Origin of the sequence: Sphingomonas aerophila (assembly GCF_014199305.1) — a bacterium.
Taxonomy (GTDB): Bacteria; Pseudomonadota; Alphaproteobacteria; order Sphingomonadales; family Sphingomonadaceae; genus Sphingomonas; species Sphingomonas aerophila.
Genome location: NZ_JACIJK010000004.1, coordinates 1 through 22,275, shown reverse-complemented (window position 1 = coordinate 22,275; position 22,275 = coordinate 1). Strand labels below are relative to the sequence as shown.

Below are 22,275 nucleotides of genomic sequence, written 5' to 3'. Positions count from 1 at the left end.
TGTGTCGCAGGGCGGCCAAGACAGATCGTTTGATCTTGGCATAAATTGGCCCCGCGTCCGCCTTGACTACATCGCCCCAGTTCAGTACCGAGCGGTATACAAGTCAGTCTTATCACCGAATAATCGCCTGTCTATACCTTACGCAGGGAAAACTCGGGGATACATCTGACTGGGCTGTAAGTCGCGGGAGGCGATGAAGCCGACCAGTCTGGATTAGACTCGGTCTGCGCAAGAACTTCCTTGGCGGGAGTGTCAGACGTCATGGGTACAAGTACAGAGAAAAGCCGGAGGTATTCCCTTGCCACGCGTGCATTGACGCTTTTCGCTTTTGTAGCCGCGCTGGCGCTCGTCTTTCGAGAGCTAATCTACTGGCTCGGTGGTGACGTTCTAGCGTCGATAATGATCGTGCTGATCCCACTACTTTTCTTTGTCCGCCTCTTCGCGGGCAGCAGAGATGGGACAAATGCATAAGCGGCCTGAACAGCAACCTCGCGGATTGTGCCAGGCTGATCGTGATCTGAAAGGTCACTGTCCCGAGCGGGAGGCCTGAATGCCCGGATCCAGATCTGGCTTGTTCTCCACCGAGTTGATTGACGTGATCGCCCAGGATCGGATGCCTAGCGTTCGAGAGCTGATTAAACTGGCTCGCCGGATCTGGGCTGATGCGAAGTGCCTTGATACAACGGCGGGGTGGAGCCGGTTGCCCCGCACTTCTCCCGAACGGGTCTGGTCGCTCCGCGCAGCATGCTTGGCGCTTTGCGGAGCAGTCGCTTCTGCACAAGATCCGGTAGCGGCAGAGCTGCGGCGAGCGCTCGCATAATTCGCCGCCATCGCCAGCTGGCGAGTAATCGATGCGTCGCCGCGCTCGGCCCCATCGAGCCGCTCCCTTAGTGCACGTCCTGTGACTTCCAATGCGAGGCTAACCAGGGTCACACGACGGTCTGAGAGCGTGTCTCTCTAGTGATCACTTCGACGGTCAGCATCATCCCGCGCCGCCGCCCCGACAACGCTCGACACTAACCTGCCACGGACATCTAGAAAGCCACGCGAGCTGGGCGAGAACCCCGAGGACGCACCCACATACGCGTCCTCGGGTATCTCTGAACTTAGGCTGCCACCGCCTCGCCTGCCGCCGGGAGGCGGATCAGGTGGTCGAACGCGGCCAGCGAGGCCTTTGACCCCTCGCCCATCGCGATCACGATCTGCTTGAACGGCGTGGTGGTCGCATCGCCGGCAGCAAAGATACCGGCGACCGAGGTGCGACCGTGCTGGTCCACCTCAATCTCGCCACAAGTCGAGAGCGCGACCGTGTCGCGGAGCCAATCGGTGTTGGGGATCAGCCCGATCTGGACAAACACACCTTCCAGACCCATCGAATGAACCACACCCGTAGTGCGATCCTTGTACGTCAGGCCGGTCACTTTGTTGCCGTCGCCTTCGACTTCCGTGGTCTGCGCGTTCAGGAGCACGGTGACGTTCGGCAGGCTGCGAAGCTTGCGCTGCAGCACGGCATCAGCACGAAGCTGATCACCAAATTCGAGCAACGTCACATGCGCGACGATGCCGGCCAGATCGATCGCGGCTTCGACACCCGAGTTGCCGCCGCCGATCACCGCGACACGCTTGCCCTTGAACAGCGGGCCGTCACAATGGGGGCAATAGGTCACGCCCTTGTTACGATAAGCGTCCTCGCCAGGTACGCCCAGCGAACGCCAGCGAGCGCCCGTCGAGAGGATCACCGTGCGCGCCTTGAGCGTGGCGCCGCTCGCGAGGTACAACTCGTGCAGCCCGCCGGGACTGCGAGATGGAACCAGTGCCTGAGCGCGCTGGAGAGCCATCACGTCGACGCCATATTCGGCGACATGCGCCTCCAGCTGCGCAACCAGCTTCGGCCCTTCCGTATGCTGGACGGAGATGAAGTTCTCGATCGCCATGGTGTCGAGGACCTGACCCCCGAAGCGCTCGGTCACGACGCCGGTGTGGATACCCTTGCGCGCCGCATAGATTGCTGCGGCCGCACCGGCAGGGCCACCGCCGACCACCAGCACGTCAAACGGCTCCTTCGCGGCGATCTTCTCCGCGGCGCGCGCTTCGGCCCCGGTGTCGAGCTTCGCCAGAATCTGCTCCACGTCCATGCGGCCCTGGGCGAAAGGCTCACCGTTCAGGTACACGGCGGGGACCGACATGATCTGGCGCGCTTCGATCTCCTCGCGGAACAGGCCGCCTTCGATCGAGATATGCCGGATGCGCGGATTGATCACGCTCATCGTGTTCAGCGCCTGCACCAGATCCGGGCAATTCTGGCAGGTGAGCGAGAAATAGGTTTCGAAGCTATAGTCGCCCGGAAGCTCGCGGATCGCGGTCAGCACTTCCTCGGACAGCTTGGGCGGGTGACCGCCGACCTGCAGCAGCGCAAGCACCAGCGACGTGAACTCATGGCCGAGCGGGATGCCGGCAAAGCGCACCCCAACCTCCGTGCCGACCCGCCGGATCAGGAACGACGGGCGTCGCTGATCATCGTCGGCCCGCACGGCGGACACGTCCGGGTGCAGCTCCGCGATCTCGTTCAGCAGCTCCCACGTGTCGTTCGACTTCGCGTCGTCGTCGAGCGAGGCGACCAGCTCTACGGGCTGGCGCACATGAACGAGATAAGCCTTTAGCTGAGCTTTCAGCGTTGCATCGAGCACGGGGGAACTCCGGATTCAGGAACAAGGATGGGGGCCGGCGCAGCGGCCGGCCCCGGTTCGCGGCTTAGATCTTGCCGACGAGGTCCAGTGAAGGAGCAAGCGTTTCGGCGCCCTCCTCCCACTTGGCCGGGCAGACCTGACCCGGATTAGCGCGGATATACTGCGCAGCCTTGATCTTGCGCAGCAGTTCCATCGCGTTGCGACCGACTCCCTCGGACGTCACTTCCATAAGCTGGATGACGCCGTCGGGATCGACCACGAACGTGCCGCGATCAGCCAGGCCCTGGCCCTCCCGCAGGACGTTGAAGTTGCGCGAGAGTTCGTGGGTGGGGTCGCCCAGCATCGCAAAGCGAATCTTGCCGATTGCGGGCGACGAGTCGTGCCATGCCTTGTGGCTGAAGTGGGTGTCGGTCGAGACCGAGTACACGTCCACGCCCATGCGAGCGAAGGTGTCGTGGTTGTCGGCTACGTCTTCCAGCTCGGTCGGGCAGACGAAGGTGAAGTCAGCCGGATAGAAGAAGAACACCGCCCAACGGCCGCGAACGTCGGCGTCGGTGACAGTGAGAAACTTGCCTTCCTTGTAAGCCTGCGCCGTGAACGGCTTCAGCTCGGTACCAATGAGGGACATGGATGCTCCTTTGTTGCAGTGCGGCATATAGGGCCTGCGCTCCAGCCGGGAACCCGCGTTCGGGATGGTTTTGCCGATCAGCCTGAGTGGCTGCTTCAATCACCAATTTCTATCTCAAGGGCCGAGCCTCGCCCTAGGTCGGTCTTTGCTCTATGTTTGGAGGATGAGGTTGCTACGTCGCCGCCTGACCCTGGCCGCTGTTCCAGGCTTGCTAGCCGCCTCCGGATTGCCGCCCTTTCCTGCTGTTGCTCAGAACCTGGACGAACGCCGTCAATCTCTGATCGGCATCTATGATGGCAGTCAGTCCGAGATAGCAGCAGGCATCGAATTACGCGCAGATGGCCGTTTCCTGTATGGATTGTCCTACGGAGCGCTCGACGAAGAGGCAGAGGGGCGCTGGTCCTTAAAGGACGGCGCCGTGCTGCTGACCAGCGACCCGGTTACGCCGCCAAGGTTCGTCTTGGTCGAGGAGCATGACGGGCCCTTCGGCAGCCTGTCCATTAAGTTGGATCTGCCCAAAGGCATGTCGGGGCAGTATTTCCGGGCCGCGATACGTTTCGCAGACGGGACGATCGCTGAACAGCAATTGACCGAAGAAGGAGAGCTCGCCGCGACCGGAGTCGCGCGCCGGCCCGTCAGCATCACATTGCACTTGCCCATTGCGGGCGTGAGCAGCGATCCAAGCCTGCTGTCAGGCGCGGATGGTCACCAGCTGCGTTTCCGCTTCGAGCCCCATGATCTCGGAAAGGTAGCTTTCGAGCAGACAGCGCTTCGGATCGAGGGGAACGACCTCGTGCTCGGCCGGCATGATCGCACCCTGCACTTTCATCGCCAGCGAGTCCCTGAGGTGCCTGGTCCAGGACTTTAGCCAGCTCCGAGACCGCAGATTGGAGCGTCGTCCCGCAGTAAAATCGGCCGCCAGGCTCGCGTTCTCGGGGCAGACCGGCTCGGCAGGACCAGGCTAAGGTTCAGGTAGCCCTGTGATCACCGGCTGGTACGAGGCCGTTCCCTGAGCGACTTCAATCGTTCCAAGTGCCGCTCCGCCAGCTCGTTATGAAGCGCACGGGTCCGTTCACTTGATGCTTGCGCAACTCGCGTCCGTTCCTGGAAAACACGACCGCCATGATAAGCTAGTTCGTCTGACATCATCTGCCCCACTTTGAGCTAGGATGCCCAAGTACCTCGGCCGCTGAGCTGCTCTGCGGCGCCAGCAGCTGACAGGATGTACATGACGTTTCTTCGTTGGCCTTTGATCCACATTATCACTGCCCGATCTATTGCCGATCTCACCTAGTCTTCTTTAGATAGAGTGTTGGTCGATCATACGAACGAGCGACTGCACGTGACATCTGAGTCGCTGCCCGCTGTTTAGGGCCACTTTAAAACATCCAAGCCCGGTCACCGCATATTGACCGCGCCCGCACAGGTTCGGCCATGGGGCGCGGCCGACGGCTGCCGTGGCGCGGATCCGATCACCCGGCGAGCAGCGGTGAGGCGGCGGGCGTTCCGCCATGTCCAGCTGTGCCAGTCACTTTGATCGCGCGACAGGTCGGCCATGATCCGCGAGCGGATGAAAGCCGCCTGGTCACGAAGGACCGGCCCCTGCGCCCGTCGCTCAAGTTCCATCAGCGGCAGCAGCGACGACGAGCCAAGACCATGGAGGTAGCAAAGATCCAGGTCGGCCGCTGTGCGGGCATGGCGGATGTTCCAGGCCGCCGCGACTGCGCCGTAATCAACGATGCTCGAAGCGGTCAGCACGACACCAGCCGTGACCGCATTGGCGTTGATCAGCCAACGCGCCGACCCGCCCCTCAGCATGCGCCAGCCGATCAGGACCAGCCCAATACCGACCAGCGCCATCCACGCGAGCGCTGCTATCCGGAGCCGGGTGAGCGAGTACGCATCGATATAGTCCAGCGTGCGCAACGCACTTGATGCGACGAGCAGCAGATTCTGCGCAATCCAGGCGACGAGAAGTCGGCGCACCATTGTACTCTCTGAACCGAGGCTGCCAGGGCGCGAGGCGACCAGGACGAACGCCCCGGCGAGCAAGGCGGTAACGATCAGGAGATAAGCGCCGCTATGGGCATAGTCGGCTAGCGTTACCCCGGACGGCAACGCGGCCCCACTCCACAGGAATGCCAGATCCAATCCGTTCTGGACGGCGAAGATCACGTTGAAGGTGAGCAGCGACAGCTTCAGCGTAGCGAGCGGAAGATCAGGCGCGGATGGCGCGATGCCTGCTACCATGCTGCGGCGGCTCGATACCGTGTTTCGCGGCCGGAAGTTGGGCCAGATTATCAGCGACATCGCAAGCCAAAACGCCAGGTGTGCGACCGCGCTCCACAGACCGGGAAAGCGGATCGCGCGAAAGGCGTCGCTGATCAGCGGGTTGGCATTGGCAAATAGGGCCAGGAACACACCGCCGCCGACCACTGGTAGCGCCAAGAGGGCCAACACAGCCCTAACGCTCGCCCGATCCGACTGGCGACCCACGATAGTAAGCCGGTTGAGATCACGAAGCGGACTTGCAATGCCGATGATGGCGTGGCGGATCAATCGGCCGCCCCAACTGATCGCATCGTTGAAGCGATGCTGAGGCAGCAACGTTGCCGATGCAATCGCCATCCAGAAAAGGCACGAACCGAGGAAGCTGGGATCGTCAAACACGATCACGGCAAAGCTGGCCGCCCCCGCCAGCGAAATCCGGGATGCCAGGCGCCGCCGTACGACCGGACGAACCAAGGCGAGTGCTCCCGCCCATGCAATCGCGAACGCGCCGATCGCGGCGCCAGGCGACCGACCATAAAGAAGCAGATCAGCCATGCCGATCAGCGCTGCGGCCGCGAGAACCTTCGCGATAAAGCTATACTGGCGTCGAGGTTGGGTGCGCGTCATGCCGATCTCCTTCGATCGGCTGGCCATGAGCAACGCAGGTCGACTCCGTACGCATGATTAGACGCGATAGCGTCTCGATCCTATGCAGAATCGATGACCCTCCACGGCCCTGCCCCATCCTCTTCACGCGCCGCGCGAAGGCTTGCGAGTCGGTTCAAGCGTACCGAAAAGCACAGCGCTGAAGGTGATGCTGAAAGCTGTTAATGGTTCGCCACCGTGAGTGGAGGGCATGATGCGACCTTTCCCGATCCTGCATGCTGGGCTTGCACCTTCATCACCAGAGGATCCGGTCGGCCTCACGCCATCGCTTGCATCGACCGCTGGTCACGGTGGGCTAACCTATACGGAGACTGCAATGGCCCAGCACCGAAGCGGGTCGGACGTCCTTTCTGGCGGCGATGGCAGTAACGTCCTGAACGGCGGCAATGGTAACGACGTGATCTACGGCTACGGACCCGAAGATCGGGACCCGTTATCGGGTTCGATCACGGCGACACTGGTCGCGAGCGGCCTACCGCCTGCGGTCTTTCTTCAATCCTCTCCTGCCGATCCCGACCTTCTGTTCGTGGCGACCTTGCCCGGCCTTATCTTTGTCATCGACCAGTCAAGCGGCTCGCCGGTGGTGAGCCCAGCGCCGGCGCTTGCGCTGCCGTTCGAGACAGGACAGCAACTACTCGGCTTCACCTTTGACCCGGAATTTGAGAGTAACCACCGAGTATACCTCGACTACTCGGCCGCGGACGGAACGCAGGTCGTGTCCCGCTTCACGATGCTGGACGCCAACACCGTCGACCCGTCGTCTGAGCAGGTGCTTCTGACAATTCCGTACCAGCCAGGAGCCGAAGTCGACCGCGGAGGCTGGCTGGGCTTCGGTCCGGATGGTGCCTTGTATATCACGACGGGCGATGGCGCCGCACCTTGGAACGCCGATCCGATCAATGGCGGTGTATCGCAATCGCCGACTTCGCTGATGGGGAAAGTGCTTCGCATCGATGTCACCAGCGAACCCGGCGCGGGCGCGGCATACGCGATTCCAGCGGACAACCCCTTCGCCAATGGCGAGGGCGGCGCACCCGAGGTTTGGGCCCTTGGACTGCGCAATCCATTCCGCGCCAGCTTCGACGACGCAGGCAACCTGTACATCGGCGATCCCAGCCTTGTGTCGCAGGAGGAGGTAAACGTGGTTTCGGCGACCGCCTCCGCCCCCGTCAACTTCGGATGGCCCCGCTATGAAGGGACGACCGAATTCGACTCCTCGGTCCCGCTTGGGCCGGGAACGCTCACTTTTCCGGCGCTGGAGCGTGAGGCGGGCTTCGGGCCGCTGCAAGGACGCGCGACCATCGGCGGTTATGTCTATGACGGACCTGGTGGCGCTCAGGGGCTCTACTTCTTTGGGGACTTCGTTGCACCCCGCCTGTTCACCGCCAAGATCGAGGACGGGGCGGCGAGCGAGTATACGAACCGCTATGACCAGCTGGTGTTCACAGGCGGCGACATTGGCACTGGCGACCTGATCTCCTTCTCGACCGACGCCCTGGGGAGGCTCTACACGACCGAGCTGGACGGGGAGATCCACCTTCTGACCCCGTCCGCCGCGGCGGGAGATGGCGCCGACGTGCTCGACGGTGGCAATGGTCAGGATCAGCTGTTCGGTGGCGCAGGAGCAGACCGGCTGCTTGGCGGCAACGGCAATGACCAGCTCTGGGGCGGACTGGGCAGTGACAACCTGGAGGGCGGCAACGGCGCCGATCGACTTGACGGGGGCTATGGCGCGGACACGCTGCGCGGTGGCAATGGCACTGACACATTCATTTTGACGCGCGCCGCCGCGGCATCCGGCATCGACACCATCCTGGACTTCCAAGGCCTGGGGCGCGCCGGAGGGGACACGCTCGTCCTCCAGGGCTTCTCTTCAACTGCGACGATCAGCCTGGTCGGCGTCGAGGACGGCACGGCTCGTTACCGAATAGCCGACGACGACCAGACCTATGACGTCCTGCTCGCAGGCGTAGGTGCAGCGCAACTTGCGGCGAGCGACTACAACTTTCTTTAGGCCCGGATCGCCGGAAGATCGTTGCCGGATCGTCGGGCCGAGTTGCCATCGAACCGTGACCGCCGGTGACCGCCCCCTTGCCTGGCAATCTGATCTATAGCCGCCGTCGGCGCGGGACTTCTCTGGGCTATAAGCGCTGGCACGTTGGTGCCGTTCCGCTGTGCCCGGCGGACTGCATGATGATGATAGCCATAATTGTCAGTTCACAACTATCTCATCCTCGCGTCAGTTCGTTGCCACGGACATCCTCCCATTGGATAAAAGGAAAGACGGTCATGTCGTGCGCACTTCGAGGGCGTGCTCAACCTTGAACTGGACAGCAGCGCAGGCGCCCCGTCCACTCCACGACCGGTCTGGCCGTGCATCAGATTGAACCACTCTATTCGCTTGCCGGCTTTCTGGTTGGCATACTTGTCGGGCTGACCGGCGTGGGGGGAGGCTCGCTGATGACGCCGATCCTGGTTCTCGCATTTGGCTTTCACCCGGCAACCGCGGTCGGCACCGACCTGCTATACGCGTCCGCGACCAAGACGGTTGGCACGGCCGTTCACGGGCATGGCGGAACTGTGGACTGGAGGGTTGTGCGCCGGCTTGCGACGGGCAGCATACCGGCGTCCGTCGCAACTCTGGTGCTCTTGGCGCGGATTGGGACTGGCGGCGGCGCGACCCAGCATGTGATCACGATCGCACTTGGCGTCGCGCTTATCGCGACGGCTATGGCGATGCTCCTGCGCCGGCGCATCGTTGCCCGTTTCGGCCATAGTCTTGATCGATTGTCAGACGGTCGGATTGCTCGCATGACTGTGCTGCTGGGAGCGATCCTGGGCGTGCTTGTCTCCCTGTCGTCTGTCGGAGCAGGCGCTCTCGGCATGACCGCGCTGCTCATTCTTTACCCCAAACTGCCTACCAACCGGCTGGTCGGCTCCGACATAGCCCATGCGGTGCCTCTCACATTGATAGCGGGGACGGGACACTGGATCGTCGGGACGGTGGACTTCGGCCTGCTCGCGTCGCTTCTGCTTGGTTCCGTTCCGGGCATTGTGATTGGAAGCATGGTCTCGACGCGGGTGTCTGACCGGGCGCTACAGCCCATCCTGGCCGGGACCTTGGCCATAGTTGGTGGTAAGCTGCTGTTTTGAAAGCCGACCGCCGGAGCAGGAAGCGGCAAGGTGAGCGCGGCTGCTGCGCCTCGCATAACCGCCTGCAGTCCGTGACTACTGCCGCAACCTTTCTATATTCGAAGGGCGCGCCTTGGTACCGCTTCGGTTGACTGACGCACCACAAGTTCATGTGGCAACTGCTCGGGCGCGGCCGCAGGCGACGTCCCGCGAAGCAGCTCGACCAGGAGCTTTACCGTGCGCCTGCCGATCAGTTCCTTGGGCTGGGCGATCGTGGTCAGCGCGGGCTGGAAGAAGGGGGCGAGCGGAAGGTCATCGAACCCGACAACTGAAACGTGCTCCGGGCAGGAAAGGCCTGCCGCACGCACTGCCCCGATCGCACCCATTGCCATAACGTCGCTGAAGCAGAAGATGGCGGTAACGCCTGAGGCGATCAGCCGCGCCGCACCGTCAAATCCTGACCTGGCGGAATAGTCGCCGTGCTCCTCCAGTAGCTCGAGCCCGCGCTGCTCCGCGGCCGCCCTCGCCCCAGCAAGCCTGTCGCGACTGGGCGGGCTCACGTCGGGACCGGTGACCACGCCTATTGCGCGATGGCCCAACTCGGCCAGGTGGACAATCGCGTCCGCGCCCGCCGCAGCATTGTCGATATGAACGCTCGGCACGCCCAGGTCTGCGCTGTACTCGCAGCCGTTGACGATCGGCGCTCGATCGCTCGCAGCCATGGCGCGCAAGCTGTCCGGCAGATGATGGCCCAGGAAGATCAACCCATCCACCTCGCGCCGAAGGAGCATGGCGCCGTATTGATCCTCGATCGCCCGATCATGCCGCGTGTCCCCGAGCACGACGCCATAGCCGGCATCCCGAGCGGCCTCCTCCGCGCCGCGAATAACGCTGGCGAAAAAGGGATTCGAGATGTCAGGCACGGTCACGAGGATCTTCGCGGCCCGCAACGTCCTCAATGAACGGGCGGCAACATTCGGCCGGTAACCCAGGGCTTCCACTGTCGCCAGCACGCGATCACGCGTGGCTGGCAGCACCCGTTCGGGGTGGCTTAGAACACGCGAAACGGTTGCGGTAGACACGCCCGCCGCAGTCGCGACGTCAATGATCGTCGGCATGCGCGTCCCCTCCCCGCTGTGCGAGATGTAATCCTTTACATCGACCTAGGTGCATCATAGTCAACGGTGCAAGCGAGCAAATCGCGCGGGAGGATGAGGGATGGCGACACTGGGCACGAGTGTTCCCCAGGGCACGTCGGGGCTGCTGACCGGCCGCCTGAGTGTGCTTATGTTTATGCAGTTTTTCGTCTGGGGCGCTTGGAACGTGACGCTTGGCCTCGTCATGCAAACGGCCGGGCTGGGCAACATGATCGCCAACGCCTTTTCGGTTGGGCCGATCGCCTCCATTGCGGGCTCCTTCCTGCTCGGGATGGCCGCCACCCGATACCTCAGCCCCAAGATGCTGATGGTGATCCTTCACCTCGTCGGTGGCGCGATCCTGTTCTACCTGCCGGCGCTGGTTACCCCCGAGCATGGCGGCGAGTTCGTCTGGCTGCTGCTCGGCTACATGATCCTTTACATGCCGACGGTCGGCCTAGCGAACACGATCGCGCTGAAGAGCTTTGGCGAGCGTGTCGACCGGTTTCCCTTTGTTCGCGCGTTCGGCACGCTCGGCTGGATTGCGGCCGGGTTGATCGTCGGCTGGGCCCAGCTTTCCGCCAGCGCCGATATCTTCCGCGTGGCTGCGGTCGTTTCAATCGCGCTGGGCCTGTACAGCTTCAGCTTGCCCAACGTCGCGGCGGATGCGCCGCCCGGTGGTAGTCTGATGCGCCAGGTACTCTGCGTCGAGGCTTTCGGCCTCATGCGCCAGCGCTCGTTCCTGATCTTCATTGCATGCGCGACGCTGATCTCGATCCCGCTGGCGATGTATTATGCCTATGCATCGCCCTATGTCGCGGCGGCGGGGATCAGCAACGTCGGCGGAACACTGGCGATCGGGCAGATGTCCGAACTGCTGTTCATGTTTTCCATGCCGATGCTCTACCGGCACTTTGGGGTGAAGCCGCTGCTGCTGGTCGGTATGCTTGCCTGGGCTGCGCGCTATGCGCTGTTCGCGATCGGCGATGGCGGCTCGTCGCTGTGGGCTGTGTACCTCGGGGTGGCGCTGCATGGCGTGTGCTACGACTTCTTCTTTGTCGCGGGCGCCATCTACACTGGCACTATTGCTGAACCAAAGGGCGTCAACGCGCAGGCGCAGGGAATGCTGACGCTGTTTACCTATGGCGTTGGCATGTTGCTGGGGTCGCAGATCGGCGGGTTGTTGTATGCGCAACTGCCAGCGGCGCCGTCGATCTCAGACTGGCACAGCATGTGGTGGTATCCGGCGATTGCGGCGGCCTGCATCGCGCTCCTCTTCCAGCTTACGTTCAAGGACAAGTCGCGGATGGAGGCACAGCCATGAAAGTGATGAAGGGCCCCGGCATCTTCCTCGCCCAATTCGTAGGCGACGCCGCGCCGTTCGACACGCTGGACAACCTCGCCGAATGGGCCGCTGGCTTGGGCTATGTCGGGGTGCAAATCCCGTGTGACCCGCGACTGATTGACCTGACGCTGGCGGCGAGCAGCAAGGGATATTGCGATGACCTGCGTGGGCGGCTGGCCCGGCACGGCATCGAGCCGACCGAATTGTCGACGCACATACAGGGGCAGCTCGTCGCAGTGCATCCAGCTTACGACGCGCTGTTCGACGGGTTCGCGCCTGCCGAGCTTCACGGCCGTCCGGCCGAGCGGCAGCGCTGGGCGGTAGAGCAGGTCACGCTTGCCGCGCGCGCGAGTGCCAACCTCGGACTCACCGCGCACGCGACCTTCTCGGGTGCGCTTGCCTGGCCCTATGTGTACCCATGGCCACAGCGGCCCGCGGGTCTGATCGAGGAAGCCTTTGCTGAGCTTGCGCGGCGTTGGACCCCGATCCTCGACGCTTTCGACGAGGCGGGCGTCGATTGCGCGTTTGAGATCCATCCGGGCGAGGATTTGTTCGATGGTGCCACCTGGGAGCGCTTCCTTGCCGCCGTCAACGGGCACCCCCGCGCGCGCCTGCTGTTCGATCCTTCGCACTTCGTGTTGCAGCAGCTCGACTATCTGGACTTCCTCGACCGCTATCACGACCGCGTCTCCTGCTTCCACGTCAAGGATGCGGAGTTCAACCCGACCGGTCGCACGGGCGTCTATGGCGGTTATGAAAGCTGGGTGGACCGCGCCGGCCGCTTCCGCTCCCTTGGCGACGGACAGGTCGACTTTGGCGCGATCTTCAGCAAGCTCGCCCAATATGACTATGCGGGTTGGGCCGTGCTCGAATGGGAATGCGCGCTGAAGCACCCGGAGGACGGTGCGCGCGAGGGCGCACCCCTTATTCGCGACCACATCATTCGGCGTACGGAACACGCGTTCGACGACTTCGCCGCGAGCGGTGCAGACGCGGGCGCCATTCGTCAGCTTCTCGGCCTGGGGGCTGACCGCTAATGTCGCGGCAGCCACTTCGCCTGGGAATGGTCGGCGGTGGCGAAGGCGCGTTCATCGGCGCCGTCCACCGTCGCGCCGCCGCACTGGATGGTGACTGGCGGCTAGTCGCGGGTTCGTTCAGCAGCGATGCGGGGCGCAACACCCGCACTGGTGACGCGCTGGGCCTCATCCCGCAGCGCGTCTATCCGACGTTGGACGCGATGATCGCCGGCGAACAGTCGCTGCCGGCCGACCAGCGCATCGACGCGGTCGCGATTGTCACGCCCAACTACCTCCACGCGCCCATGGCGATCGCGGCGCTCGACGCCGGCTTTCATGTCATGTGCGAGAAGCCGATGGCGATGAACGTGGCTGAGGCCGAGGCAATTGCCGCTGCCGTGGCTGACACCGGACGACAGTTCGCCCTCGCCTTCACCTACGCGGCCTACCCGTTGATCGAGGAAGCGCGGCTGCGCGTGGCACGGGGTGATCTCGGCACGGTTCGGCTGGTCCAGGTAGAATACCTCCAAGGCTGGTTGAGTCAATCAATCGACAAGGGCGGCAACAAGCAGGCCGAGTGGCGCACCGATCCCGCGCGAGCGGGCGCGGGCGGCTGTCTTGGTGATATTGGCACCCACGCCTTCCAGCTTGCAGAGCATGTCTCCGGCTTGCGGGCGGAGACACTCTGCGCCGACCTGACCACACATGTCGCGGGTCGCCGGTTGGACGATGATGTGAGTGCGCTGCTCCGTTTCACAGGCGGGGCACGCGGCGTGCTCAAGGTGACGCAGGTGGCTGCCGGCGAGGAGAACGGGTTGAAGCTCCGCATCCACGGCACGCGAGGCGGGCTGGAATGGTCGCAGATGGAGCCGAACACGCTGACGCTGCGCTGGCTGGATAGGCCGGCCGAGCTGGTGCGCGCGGGCGGTCCGGGACTGGACGAGAGCGTCGCCGCTCAGTTTCGCACGCCCTCGGGACACCCGGAGGGCTATATCGAGGCGTTCGCGAACCTATACCGCGGCTTCGCTGCGGCGATCCGTGGCGAGAGCCACCAGCGCTTTCCCGATGTCGCCGATGGCCTACGTACGTCGCGCTTCGTCGAGGCGGTCGTCACGAATGCCGCCTCGGACACGAAATGGTCCGGGATCGAGAACTGAAGATGGTTGGTTCGGGCAGAAACCCCCGGGCCTGCCGACCTTGCTTTGACACCATGCGGCGATAGACTTCGACGCAGAACATAGGAGAGGACCGAATGAAGCTGCTGTTGGCTTTGACCGGTGCGGCCACGGCGATCGGGGCGGTCGGCATTTTGACCGCGCCATCAACCGCACAGGCCCCCGCCGCTGGCGTCCAGGCATTCGGGCAATGCCGCGCGTGCCACACGCTCGAAAAGGGCGGACGCAATGGCATTGGCCCCAACCTCAACGGCGTATTCACCCGTCCGGCCGCCTCCGCCTCCGGCTTCAACTATTCGCCCGCACTGAAGAAGGCAGGGCTGACCTGGGACGACAAAACCCTGTCCGCGTACCTCGCCGGACCGCAAAAGCTGGTTCCCGGAACGCGGATGCCGATCGGCGTCGCCGACCCGGTCAAGCGAGCGGCGGTAATCGCGTATCTGAAGGCCGAAACGGCGAAGTAAGAGGAAGGCCGCGTGCCTACAGTGTCGTGACAGCGTAAGGCCGCAACCAGTCGGCAAGTAGAAGATGAGCCGGGAGAGAGAAGCGTGATCATCGATCGCAGAAGTGCGTTGATCGGCGTTGCCGCCATGTTCGGCAGCAACTTGTTCACGCCAATTGCGCGTGCGGCCGCGCGCGACGCTCAGCCGATCATCGACACTGGCAAGCCAAGCGTTCCAGTATTCACGCCGGTCCAGCACGCGACCATGGTTGCGCTCAGCGAGCGCGTGATCCCAACCACGGACACGCCAGGCGCAATTGCCGCCGGCGTTCCTGACTATATCGACAAGCTGCTCGCCGATTGGTCACTTCCCGAAGAGAGGATCCCGATCGTCGCTGGCCTCGACGCCGTCGAGGCGCGAAGCAAGGGCGATTACAAGATCTCGGCAGCGCGGGCGACGGTGGCGCAGCAAGATGCACTCCTGACCGCGGCAATGGAGGATCGCTTTACGGGCGGCGCCGACTTCTTCGACAAGTTCCGCCAACTCGTCATCACCGGCTACTACACGTCCGAGATCGGCATGACGCAGGAGCGCGAGTACCTGCCGGTGCCGGCCGAATATGACGGTGCCTTCCTCTACTCCAAGATCAACAAGGTGTATTCGGCATGATGATTGATCGACGCCGCGTCCTTACGGGTCTGGGTGGCACCGCAGCATTGGCAATGCTTGGCGGCGCGTCCGGCGCACAGGCGAAACAGGTCGGTGCGGTGGGCCTGCAACTCTACACCGTGCGCGACGTGTTCGAAAAAGACCCGGTCGGCACCCTCGAACAGATTGCCCGTATCGGCTACCGCGAGGTGGAATTCGGCGGCGGTGGTTACGACACGATGGACCACGCGATGCTACGCCGCGCGCTCGATCGGCTGCGCCTGAAGGCGCCGTCGGTTCACATTCCCTATACCATGCTGGCCGACCGCTTCGACGCGGCCGTCGCGATGGCAAAAGCGTTGGGGGCGGACACGGTCATTCTGCCTTGGCTGCCGGAAGAGCAGCGGACTGAAACGGGCTTTGAGCCTGTCCTTCAGAACCTCAATCCGCTGGCCACGCGGTTGCGCGCTGCGGGCTTGGGCTTCGCCTATCACAATCATGACTTCGAGTTCACAAGCCATTCCAAGGGCGCCCGCTTGTTCGACCGGCTGGTCGCGGAAACGAATCCAGCGCTCGTCAGGTTCGAGCTGGATCTTTACTGGGCGGCTCATGCCGGCGTGGACCTGCCCGGGCTGGTGAAGCGGCTAGGCAGCCGCCTCTACTCGTTCCACGTCAAGGACATGCGCGCCGATCGTTCGATGGCGGCAGTGGGCACCGGCACGATCAACTTCGCCTCGCTCTTTCGCCTGCCGGGTGCTGCCGGCGTGCGGCACTTCTTTGTCGAAAATGACCAGGCCCCGGCCCCTTACTTCCCCGACATCACGACAAGCTACCGCAACCTCGCTGCGCTGCGGTTCTGATCTCAAAAGGAAGGTACCAATCATGGCATCGACCAACCGGTTCGACGCAATCGTCATCGGCTCTGGCGTCAGTGGCGGCTTTGCGGCCAAGGAGCTAACCGAGAAGGGCCTAAAGGTCCTGATGCTCGACCGCGGCCACATGGTCGAGCATCAGGAGGGCTACACCTATGACGGTAAACCGGCCTTTGAGCTTCCCGCGCGCGGCACCGTCCCGCCACAGGTTGTCGCCAGCGACTATTTCATTGCCAAATACGGCTACGTGTCCACCAGCAACCTGCAATTCTACAATGATGACCGCCTGAATCCTTACGCCTTCGATGAGGGAAAGGAGTTTCGCTGGATTCGACCGGCAGCGGTCGGCGGCAAATCGTTGATCTGGGGCCGGTGGAGTTTCCGCTGGAGCCCCGACGACTTCGAAGCAAACAAGCGGGAGGGCGTCGCAAGCGACTGGCCGATCCGGTATGAGGACCTTGCGCCCTGGTACTCTTATGTCGAGAAGTACATCGGCGTGTCGGGCTCGCGGGAGAACCTGCCTTACCTGCCCGACAGCGAGTTCATGCCACCGATGCCGATGAACGTCGCGGAGAAGTGGATGAAGGGACGTCTGGAGGCGAACTTCCCCGGCCGCAAGCTGATCCATGCACGCTTGTCCAACATCACAGAGGACAAGCCCGACCAAAACCGGACCAAGTGTCAGTTTCGCAATCAATGTAGCAACGGCTGTTCGTTTGGTGCTTATTTCTCGACGCAGGCGGTCACCCTGCCCGCCGCCCGCTCAACAGGGCGGCTGACACTACAGTCCAATGCCGTAGTGACGAACCTGGATTATGACCCCGCAGCCAAGCGCGTCACTGGCGTGCGTTATGTCGACGCAAAAACCGGCCAGGCCCAAACCGTCCAGGCGAACCTAGTCTTTCTCTGCGCGTCCACAATCGGATCGGTTCAGATCCTGATGAACTCCCGCCCGTCTGGAAGCGAGCGAAGCTACTTCGATACAAGCGGCACGTTGGGCCGTTATGTCATGGACCATATCTTCCGCGTGAACGTGAGCGGCGATATTCCGGGTATGGACGAGTACATCGAGTATGGCCGGCGCCCAGGGCAGGTCTATATTCCGCGCTTCCGCAATATGGCGGGCACAGATGATCGTGTCGGCTTCAAACGTGGCTATGGCTATCAGGGTGGCGCGCATCGCCCGGTCGCAGAGCCCGTCGGCTTTGGGGCCTCGATGAAGAACGCCATGCGCCGATACGACGGTTGGAAGTTCAGCATGGGCGCGTTCGGCGAGTGCCTGCCCTATGAGGACAATCGTGTCTCGCTCCACCCGAGCAAGGTCGACCGGTTCGGGGTGCCGTTGTTACGGTTCGACGTCTCCTTCCGCGACAACGAGCTCAAGATGATGGCCGATGCTCGCGAACAGGGGGAAAAGATGCTGCGCGGCGCGGGGCTGACAAACGTAACCAGCAGCGAGGAGAAGCACGTCCCCGGCGACGCGATCCATGAGATGGGGGGCGCCCGTATGGGACGCGATCCGCGCAGTTCCGTACTGAACAGCTGGAGCCAAGCGCATGACGCAAGCAACCTTTACGTGACCGATGGCGCCCAGATGGCCTCGGCCGCTTGCGTCAATCCGTCACTGACCTTCATGGCGCTGACGACGCGCGCCGCCGATCATGCGGCCAGGAACTTTCGTGCGACGGCCGCTTAGGTCCAGCGGATCGCGAAAAGGGGGTCAGCGCGGCGTGACCGGCGTGCCCGGAATGGTGGGATTGCCAGTCCCTGGCGCTCCTGGCGGGACGACCCCGCCCGTCTCTCGCGGCGGTGGTGCCTGTGTTGCCGCAGGTGTGGGTCGTGGCTTGGGCCGGTCAACCGGGTGGACGGCGAAGTTCTTGTGAGTGTTGGTCGGTCTCGGCGAAGTGTCTGGCGCACCCGATTGGCCCGCCATGAGAGTTGCCGCCAGCAGCGCGCCGGCGGTGACGACCAGTTCCAGCATGCTCGCCTCCTTCGATGAACGTCGATCTTATGAACCTGAGACATCAATGCCGAACCGAAGCGCCAGGTTCCGGAGCCGGAGAGCGTCCGTTCTTTCGAACGCGGCCTGACCTTACGACCACAGCAGCGATTCGGGTCGCTGGAGTCAGGCACTTTCGGTCTTTCGGCTGCTCGTCGAAAGGGGAGCAGCCTCGAACAACGCGCGCGTTCGGTCTGCATCGGACCGCGGTATACATTGCCTTCATCGATATTTTCAGGGGTCGACAGGGATGATGACGCGCCGCCAACTCATCGGCTCCTCAGTCGCCGCATGGGCGGCAGCGGGATTGCCGGCCTCTCCCGCTCCAACTGGCCGACTGAAGCAGTCGGTGAGCCGCTGGTGCTACAAGGACATCCCTCTCGATCAGTTGTGCGCCGCCGCGGCAAGGATCGGGCTGAAGGGCATCGATCTGCTCGCGCCGGCTGATTACGACATCCCACGCCGACATGGGCTCCGCTGCACCATGGGCTATGCCGCAGACATCATGACCATCCCCAATGGCTTGAACCGACCGGAGAACCACGCCGCCATCGAGAAAGCGTTCCGCGTCGGCATCCCGCAGGCAGCCAAGTCGGACGTGCCCAATGTAATCGCATTTTCGGGCAATCGCCGGGGGATCTCCGACGAGGAAGGTGCCGCAAACACCGTTGCCGGCCTGAACCGCGTCAAACGCATTGCCGAGGATTATGGCGTAACGATCTGCATTGAGCTGCTCAACAGCAAGGTCGATCACCCCGACTACATGGCTGATCACACCGCCTGGGGCGTGACGGTGGCCGAGCAGGTCAACTCGCCGCGCGTGAAGCTCCTTTACGATATTTATCATATGCAGATCATGGAAGGCGACCTGATCGACACGATCCGGAGGAACATCAAATGGATCGGCCACTTTCATACGGGTGGAGTCCCGGGGCGTCACAATCTTGACGAAGCACAGGAGGTTAATTGGCGTGCAATCGCCCGCACCATCGCCGATCTTAAGTTCCAGGGCTATTTCGCACACGAGTTCGTGCCTCAAGGCGACCCGCTGCCGGCACTAAGGGATGCGGTGCGCACCTGCACGGTATGAAGCCGCGCAATAGAAACAAACGCGCGCGCATGTCAGCGACACTGAGGTAGTGGACTGCGCTTGCCGGCCCGCTTGTCGGGGGGCGGCACAAGGGCCCGAGCGGATTGGTGGACGCCGGTTCGGCTGGCGGCAACGTCGGGCCTATCAAGTTCACCTGTTCAGCGAGACGGCATTGTGCCCCTTTGCAGTCGCGCGATATGGCCATTCATGGTGCGGGCAGCCCATGCATTCGGCATCTGTACGGTGCAGTTTGGGCGCTGCCAAAGCGCGGCCGCTCTGAGCGCGGTGGAGTGTCATCCTTTCGATTGGGTAACTCCGCAGTGGTTGACGCGGAATATGGAAGGAGACCACGTCGCCAGTAGTAGGGCGTCTGCAGCGCTCACCACGATAGGCAGCCCCGGACTGTCGCAATCGCATTGGCCGCCCATAACACGGGATGGTTCGTCACCTACCAACTGTCGCTTGGGATCGTATACCGGACAACGCGACCGGCGGCTGCTGGTGCTCTGCTCGGCTACTTGGCTGTGATGGCTTTGCGAGCCTTAGGTTTCGCCGGCTTCATTTCACAAGGTTGCAGGTAGCCAAGTCCCAATCAAAACGACGGACTTCCTGCTCGCCTTGGAAGCGGCAATGGTCGCCCCCGCCTTGCCGACGACGGACTCTGCCTGATGTTAGATACGCGGCAGCGTCTGCGCCAAGTTGATGATCAACGCCATGCCGATCAGCGCGGGAGCGTCAAGACACTGGCGATAGGTGGCAAGACTCTGGCAACGAGATCACTACTATGCCGCTCCGGTCAGGTCGCACATGCGATCTCTACCGGGTCATGCTCCAGCAGCTGGCAAGGAGCAGATTGCGATCACTTAGCCGACGAGCACAATCGCAGTGGTCTCCAGTTAGGAGAAACCACTCAAAGCAGAAATGGCAAGGACTCCGGCCACCGTCGCACCCACAACGGGCGTAACCGCCGGGTCCCCCACGCTCCAACGCACTAGCTGAGGCTGCGGACGCGGGATCCGGTGCTGGCGCGCGGGGTGTTTGGAATGCGAGAAAGCCCCGGTCTGTTAGGACTGGGGCTATTGTGGTGTTGTGTATTTGGTTGCGGGGACAGGATTTGACCGCTGTAGAACTCGTTTTAGCCTTACCGATGCAGCTATCGTGAACAGGCCGATCATCGTCTTGGAACGGCATGAGGGTCGACCTGAAACCAACCGCCCTCGCTCACTCTAGAACCCTGACCGGCTCAAGACCGAGGCGCCCGAAAAGGGGGACAAATGAGACTCGAGCCGTCCGGCAGCTTTCAGGATCGTCGATGGCAATAGCTGTCGCAGACACACGATTTCTGCACACTGCATCCTGAACGGGTTGACGAACGTCGGCTTGCGACAATCATGCACCGTTAATCGGCTCGACCGATGTTACACTAACGGCATTCGATGCATGGTTCTTGATCGATCTGCGTGTTGCAGAGGTGCCTCATAAACGGCTCATATCGCAACGGATAATCGCAACACGTCGCGACGAGGCAACCAGGTGCGTTCTGATGTTGTTGCGGAACTTAGGAGACTAGCAACAAGCCCTAGCCTGGTCGGACTAGGAGCAGCCGACGCTTGCTTCCTCAACCACGGCTCAACACACCCGTAGCTACAACGGGCCCGGTGGGGGTGCCGGTCCGCGATCCGCCTAACGGCTCGATCGAGATCGCCAGTGTTTCGCCCAGACCCGGGCCTGTACGCGGCCGGAAAGACAGTCGAGTGGCCCTAGCGGCAGTCAGCAGCCCTAGGGACCGGGGGACGCCGTCTGCGCCAATCCGCCAGAGCTCGGCTACGCGCCCGCGTGGTGTTTCGATCGCTGCAACCCGGATGATCCGGGAGCCGGGATCAACCACGGCCGCCACGGGCGCTACCTCCTGGTCCTTGGCGGGCACCAGCGCGGCGACGAGTAACGGACCCTGAACCTGACGCTCGCTGCGAACGGGTGTTGGCACGGGGGTGGTCTGTGTCAGCACCAATGCTGCCAGCGACGCTGCAAGGGCGCCTCCTGCTAGCCCCCCGATCAACCAGGGCCAGCGCCGCATTCTTGCGGTCGAAGGTGTCACGTGGGCCTCGGCGTCGATCCTGGCCTCTATGCGGCTGGCAAGAGCCGCAGGTGGTTCTGCAGCTCCATACTCGGCGTGCAGTACTTCCAGCCGCGATCGCCACCAAGCGAGCTCAGCCGCAAACGCAGGGTCAGCGAGTACCCGCTCGAGCGCAGTGACACGCTCGTGACCCTCGAGCAGGCCCAGCGCTAGCTCAGCGGCGTCGATGCGTTCTTCAGGCGTCATCGTTCAGGCAGTCCCGGAGCCGGAGCAGCGCCCGACGAATGGTGCTCTTCATGGTCGCCAGCGGCACGGCTTCACGCTTGGCAAGCTCGCTGTAGGTGAGCCCGTCCAGGAAGGCGGCACGGATAGCCCCACGCGGCCGGTGGTCCAGCCCCTCCAAGCAACCCTGCAGGCGGGCCGCGCCTTCCTCCTCGATCATGGCACGATCAGCGAGCAGCGCATTGTCGACTGGTTCGCTGACGGACGTATCAGCCCCTTCCGACCAAGGTTCTGGAGGGGGTTTGTTGTTCGCGCGACGCCAGTCGAGCGCGCGATTGCGAGCTATGGTTGCAAGCCACGCGACGGGACTGCCGCGTGAGGGCTCGAAGCTCGGGGCACGCCGCCAGATGGTGAGATAGACCTCCTGCAGCACATCCTCCGCCGTCTGCCGCTCACCACAGATACGAAGGCAGATGCCAAACAGCTTCGTCGAGGTCATCTGATAGACCTGTCGAAAGGCGCGACGGTTGCCGAGGCCAGTGGCCAGCAATGCCGCCAACAGCGCCTCGCGCTCCTGCTGGGATCTGGCGATCAAAGCTCGGCCGAAGGCTCGCAACGGATCCGACCATTATATTTTGTCAGCCGCTGCATCCGGAGCCTCCCAGGCCACGTAGCTTAGACGCCCGCACGCAAAACACCATCCTACCCCTCGCGGGCTCATGGGAGGCGCCAAGTGACGACGCAGCAGGACGGTCTAATCGAGACATTCGACGCAAGAGCACGCCGACGCCAGGACCGTCGTGCCTTCTTCACCGCGGCATTGGGCGCAGCGGCCGTTGGCTCTGCCTTCGTCTACGCTGACGCCGCC

The 22,275-nt window shown here is 62.9% G+C and carries 18 protein-coding genes; 11 read left to right on the top strand and 7 right to left on the bottom strand.

Features of this window, described 5'->3' with window-relative positions; all coding sequences use genetic code 11:
• Window positions 1–1,106: 1,106 nt before the first annotated feature.
• Both ahpF and ahpC read right to left on the bottom strand, forming a co-directional pair.
• On the bottom strand, window positions 1,107–2,687 hold the full coding sequence (gene ahpF / locus FHS94_RS06775) for an alkyl hydroperoxide reductase subunit F (RefSeq protein WP_184056025.1): 1,581 nt from the start codon (window positions 2,685–2,687) through the stop codon (window positions 1,107–1,109).
• Between the two features lie 64 nt (window positions 2,688–2,751).
• Window positions 2,752–3,315, bottom strand: a complete 564-nt coding sequence (ahpC, locus tag FHS94_RS06770) for an alkyl hydroperoxide reductase subunit C (protein ID WP_184056023.1) — start codon at window positions 3,313–3,315, stop codon at window positions 2,752–2,754.
• 64 nt (window positions 3,316–3,379) lie between these two features.
• Here ahpC and FHS94_RS06765 point away from each other — a divergent pair, with 64 nt between their 5' ends.
• Window positions 3,380–4,183 carry a hypothetical protein gene (locus FHS94_RS06765; RefSeq protein WP_184056021.1) on the top strand — a complete coding sequence of 268 codons (804 nt, stop codon included), beginning with the start codon at window positions 3,380–3,382 and terminating at the stop codon, window positions 4,181–4,183.
• A 530-nt stretch (window positions 4,184–4,713) separates the two neighbouring features.
• Here the strand turns inward: FHS94_RS06765 and FHS94_RS06760 are convergent.
• The gene (locus FHS94_RS06760) at window positions 4,714–6,213 is read right to left on the bottom strand and encodes a DUF4153 domain-containing protein (RefSeq protein ID WP_184056019.1); all 1,500 of its coding nucleotides are present in this window, start codon (window positions 6,211–6,213) and stop codon (window positions 4,714–4,716) included.
• A gap of 355 nt (window positions 6,214–6,568) precedes the next feature.
• On the opposite strand from FHS94_RS06760, the gene FHS94_RS06755 reads away from it, so the two are divergent.
• Together FHS94_RS06755 and FHS94_RS06750 are read left to right on the top strand one after the other, a co-directional pair.
• A complete protein-coding gene (locus tag FHS94_RS06755; protein ID WP_184056017.1) occupies window positions 6,569–8,266 on the top strand; it encodes a PQQ-dependent sugar dehydrogenase in 1,698 nt (565 codons plus the stop codon).
• A gap of 359 nt (window positions 8,267–8,625) precedes the next feature.
• Window positions 8,626–9,405, top strand: coding sequence for a TSUP family transporter (locus FHS94_RS06750; RefSeq protein ID WP_184056015.1), 780 nt, complete (start codon window positions 8,626–8,628; stop codon window positions 9,403–9,405).
• Window positions 9,406–9,497: 92 nt separating this feature from the next.
• Here the strand turns inward: FHS94_RS06750 and FHS94_RS06745 are convergent, their stop codons facing one another.
• A complete protein-coding gene (locus tag FHS94_RS06745) occupies window positions 9,498–10,502 on the bottom strand; it encodes a LacI family DNA-binding transcriptional regulator (protein WP_184056013.1) in 1,005 nt (334 codons plus the stop codon).
• Between the two features lie 100 nt (window positions 10,503–10,602).
• Between FHS94_RS06745 and FHS94_RS06740 the strand changes: the two genes are divergently transcribed.
• From FHS94_RS06740 to FHS94_RS06710, 7 genes are all read left to right on the top strand, one after another.
• A complete protein-coding gene (locus FHS94_RS06740) occupies window positions 10,603–11,844 on the top strand; it encodes an MFS transporter (RefSeq protein ID WP_184056011.1) in 1,242 nt (413 codons plus the stop codon).
• On the top strand, window positions 11,841–12,902 hold the full coding sequence (locus FHS94_RS06735) for a sugar phosphate isomerase/epimerase family protein (RefSeq protein ID WP_184056010.1): 1,062 nt from the start codon (window positions 11,841–11,843) through the stop codon (window positions 12,900–12,902). The genes FHS94_RS06740 and FHS94_RS06735 overlap by 4 nt, the downstream gene beginning before the upstream one ends.
• Window positions 12,902–14,038, top strand: a complete 1,137-nt coding sequence (locus FHS94_RS06730; RefSeq protein WP_184056008.1) for a Gfo/Idh/MocA family protein — start codon at window positions 12,902–12,904, stop codon at window positions 14,036–14,038. Before FHS94_RS06735 ends, FHS94_RS06730 begins: the two co-directional genes overlap by 1 nt.
• Window positions 14,039–14,133: 95 nt before the next feature.
• Window positions 14,134–14,520 (top strand): c-type cytochrome, encoded by a 387-nt coding sequence (locus FHS94_RS06725; RefSeq protein ID WP_184056006.1) that lies wholly within the window; start codon window positions 14,134–14,136, stop codon window positions 14,518–14,520.
• Window positions 14,521–14,604: 84 nt separating this feature from the next.
• A complete protein-coding gene (locus tag FHS94_RS06720) occupies window positions 14,605–15,168 on the top strand; it encodes a gluconate 2-dehydrogenase subunit 3 family protein (protein ID WP_343055200.1) in 564 nt (187 codons plus the stop codon).
• Entirely contained in the window at window positions 15,165–16,007 is an 843-nt protein-coding gene (locus FHS94_RS06715) for a sugar phosphate isomerase/epimerase family protein (protein WP_184056004.1), read from the top strand. The genes FHS94_RS06720 and FHS94_RS06715 overlap by 4 nt, the downstream gene beginning before the upstream one ends.
• A 22-nt stretch (window positions 16,008–16,029) precedes the next feature.
• Window positions 16,030–17,715, top strand: a complete 1,686-nt coding sequence (locus tag FHS94_RS06710) for a GMC family oxidoreductase (protein ID WP_184056002.1) — start codon at window positions 16,030–16,032, stop codon at window positions 17,713–17,715.
• A gap of 24 nt (window positions 17,716–17,739) precedes the next feature.
• Here the strand turns inward: FHS94_RS06710 and FHS94_RS06705 are convergent, their stop codons facing one another.
• Entirely contained in the window at window positions 17,740–18,000 is a 261-nt protein-coding gene (locus FHS94_RS06705; protein ID WP_184056000.1) for a hypothetical protein, read from the bottom strand.
• 271 nt (window positions 18,001–18,271) lie between these two features.
• On the opposite strand from FHS94_RS06705, the gene FHS94_RS06700 reads away from it, so the two are divergent.
• Window positions 18,272–19,108, top strand: coding sequence for a hydroxypyruvate isomerase family protein (locus FHS94_RS06700; protein ID WP_184055999.1), 837 nt, complete (start codon window positions 18,272–18,274; stop codon window positions 19,106–19,108).
• 1,618 nt (window positions 19,109–20,726) lie between these two features.
• On the opposite strand, the gene FHS94_RS06695 is transcribed toward FHS94_RS06700, so the two are convergent.
• Together FHS94_RS06695 and FHS94_RS06690 are read right to left on the bottom strand one after the other, a co-directional pair.
• Window positions 20,727–21,431: an anti-sigma factor gene (locus FHS94_RS06695; protein ID WP_184055998.1), complete on the bottom strand. Its 705-nt coding sequence runs from the start codon at window positions 21,429–21,431 to the stop codon at window positions 20,727–20,729.
• The gene (locus FHS94_RS06690) at window positions 21,421–22,002 is read right to left on the bottom strand and encodes a sigma-70 family RNA polymerase sigma factor (protein WP_246348416.1); all 582 of its coding nucleotides are present in this window, start codon (window positions 22,000–22,002) and stop codon (window positions 21,421–21,423) included. Before FHS94_RS06690 ends, FHS94_RS06695 begins: the two co-directional genes overlap by 11 nt.
• Window positions 22,003–22,275: the final 273 nt, after the last annotated feature.

Excerpts from the sequence above, each read along its gene's own strand:
- ahpC (WP_184056023.1), bottom strand. The coding sequence starts at position 3,315 with ATGTCCCTCATTGGTACCGAGCTGAAGCCGTTCACGGCGCAGGCTTAC.
- FHS94_RS06740 (WP_184056011.1), top strand. The coding sequence starts at position 10,603 with ATGGCGACACTGGGCACGAGTGTTCCCCAGGGCACGTCGGGGCTGCTG.
- FHS94_RS06745 (WP_184056013.1), bottom strand. The coding sequence starts at position 10,502 with ATGCCGACGATCATTGACGTCGCGACTGCGGCGGGCGTGTCTACCGCA.
- FHS94_RS06765 (WP_184056021.1), top strand. The coding sequence starts at position 3,380 with ATGGTTTTGCCGATCAGCCTGAGTGGCTGCTTCAATCACCAATTTCTA.
- FHS94_RS06735 (WP_184056010.1), top strand. The coding sequence starts at position 11,841 with ATGAAAGTGATGAAGGGCCCCGGCATCTTCCTCGCCCAATTCGTAGGC.
- FHS94_RS06715 (WP_184056004.1), top strand. The coding sequence starts at position 15,165 with ATGATGATTGATCGACGCCGCGTCCTTACGGGTCTGGGTGGCACCGCA.
- FHS94_RS06710 (WP_184056002.1), top strand. The coding sequence starts at position 16,030 with ATGGCATCGACCAACCGGTTCGACGCAATCGTCATCGGCTCTGGCGTC.
- FHS94_RS06760 (WP_184056019.1), bottom strand. The coding sequence starts at position 6,213 with ATGACGCGCACCCAACCTCGACGCCAGTATAGCTTTATCGCGAAGGTT.
- FHS94_RS06695 (WP_184055998.1), bottom strand. The coding sequence starts at position 21,431 with ATGACGCCTGAAGAACGCATCGACGCCGCTGAGCTAGCGCTGGGCCTG.
- FHS94_RS06700 (WP_184055999.1), top strand. The coding sequence starts at position 18,272 with ATGACGCGCCGCCAACTCATCGGCTCCTCAGTCGCCGCATGGGCGGCA.
- FHS94_RS06755 (WP_184056017.1), top strand. The coding sequence starts at position 6,569 with ATGGCCCAGCACCGAAGCGGGTCGGACGTCCTTTCTGGCGGCGATGGC.
- FHS94_RS06705 (WP_184056000.1), bottom strand. The coding sequence starts at position 18,000 with ATGCTGGAACTGGTCGTCACCGCCGGCGCGCTGCTGGCGGCAACTCTC.
- FHS94_RS06725 (WP_184056006.1), top strand. The coding sequence starts at position 14,134 with ATGAAGCTGCTGTTGGCTTTGACCGGTGCGGCCACGGCGATCGGGGCG.
- FHS94_RS06730 (WP_184056008.1), top strand. The coding sequence starts at position 12,902 with ATGTCGCGGCAGCCACTTCGCCTGGGAATGGTCGGCGGTGGCGAAGGC.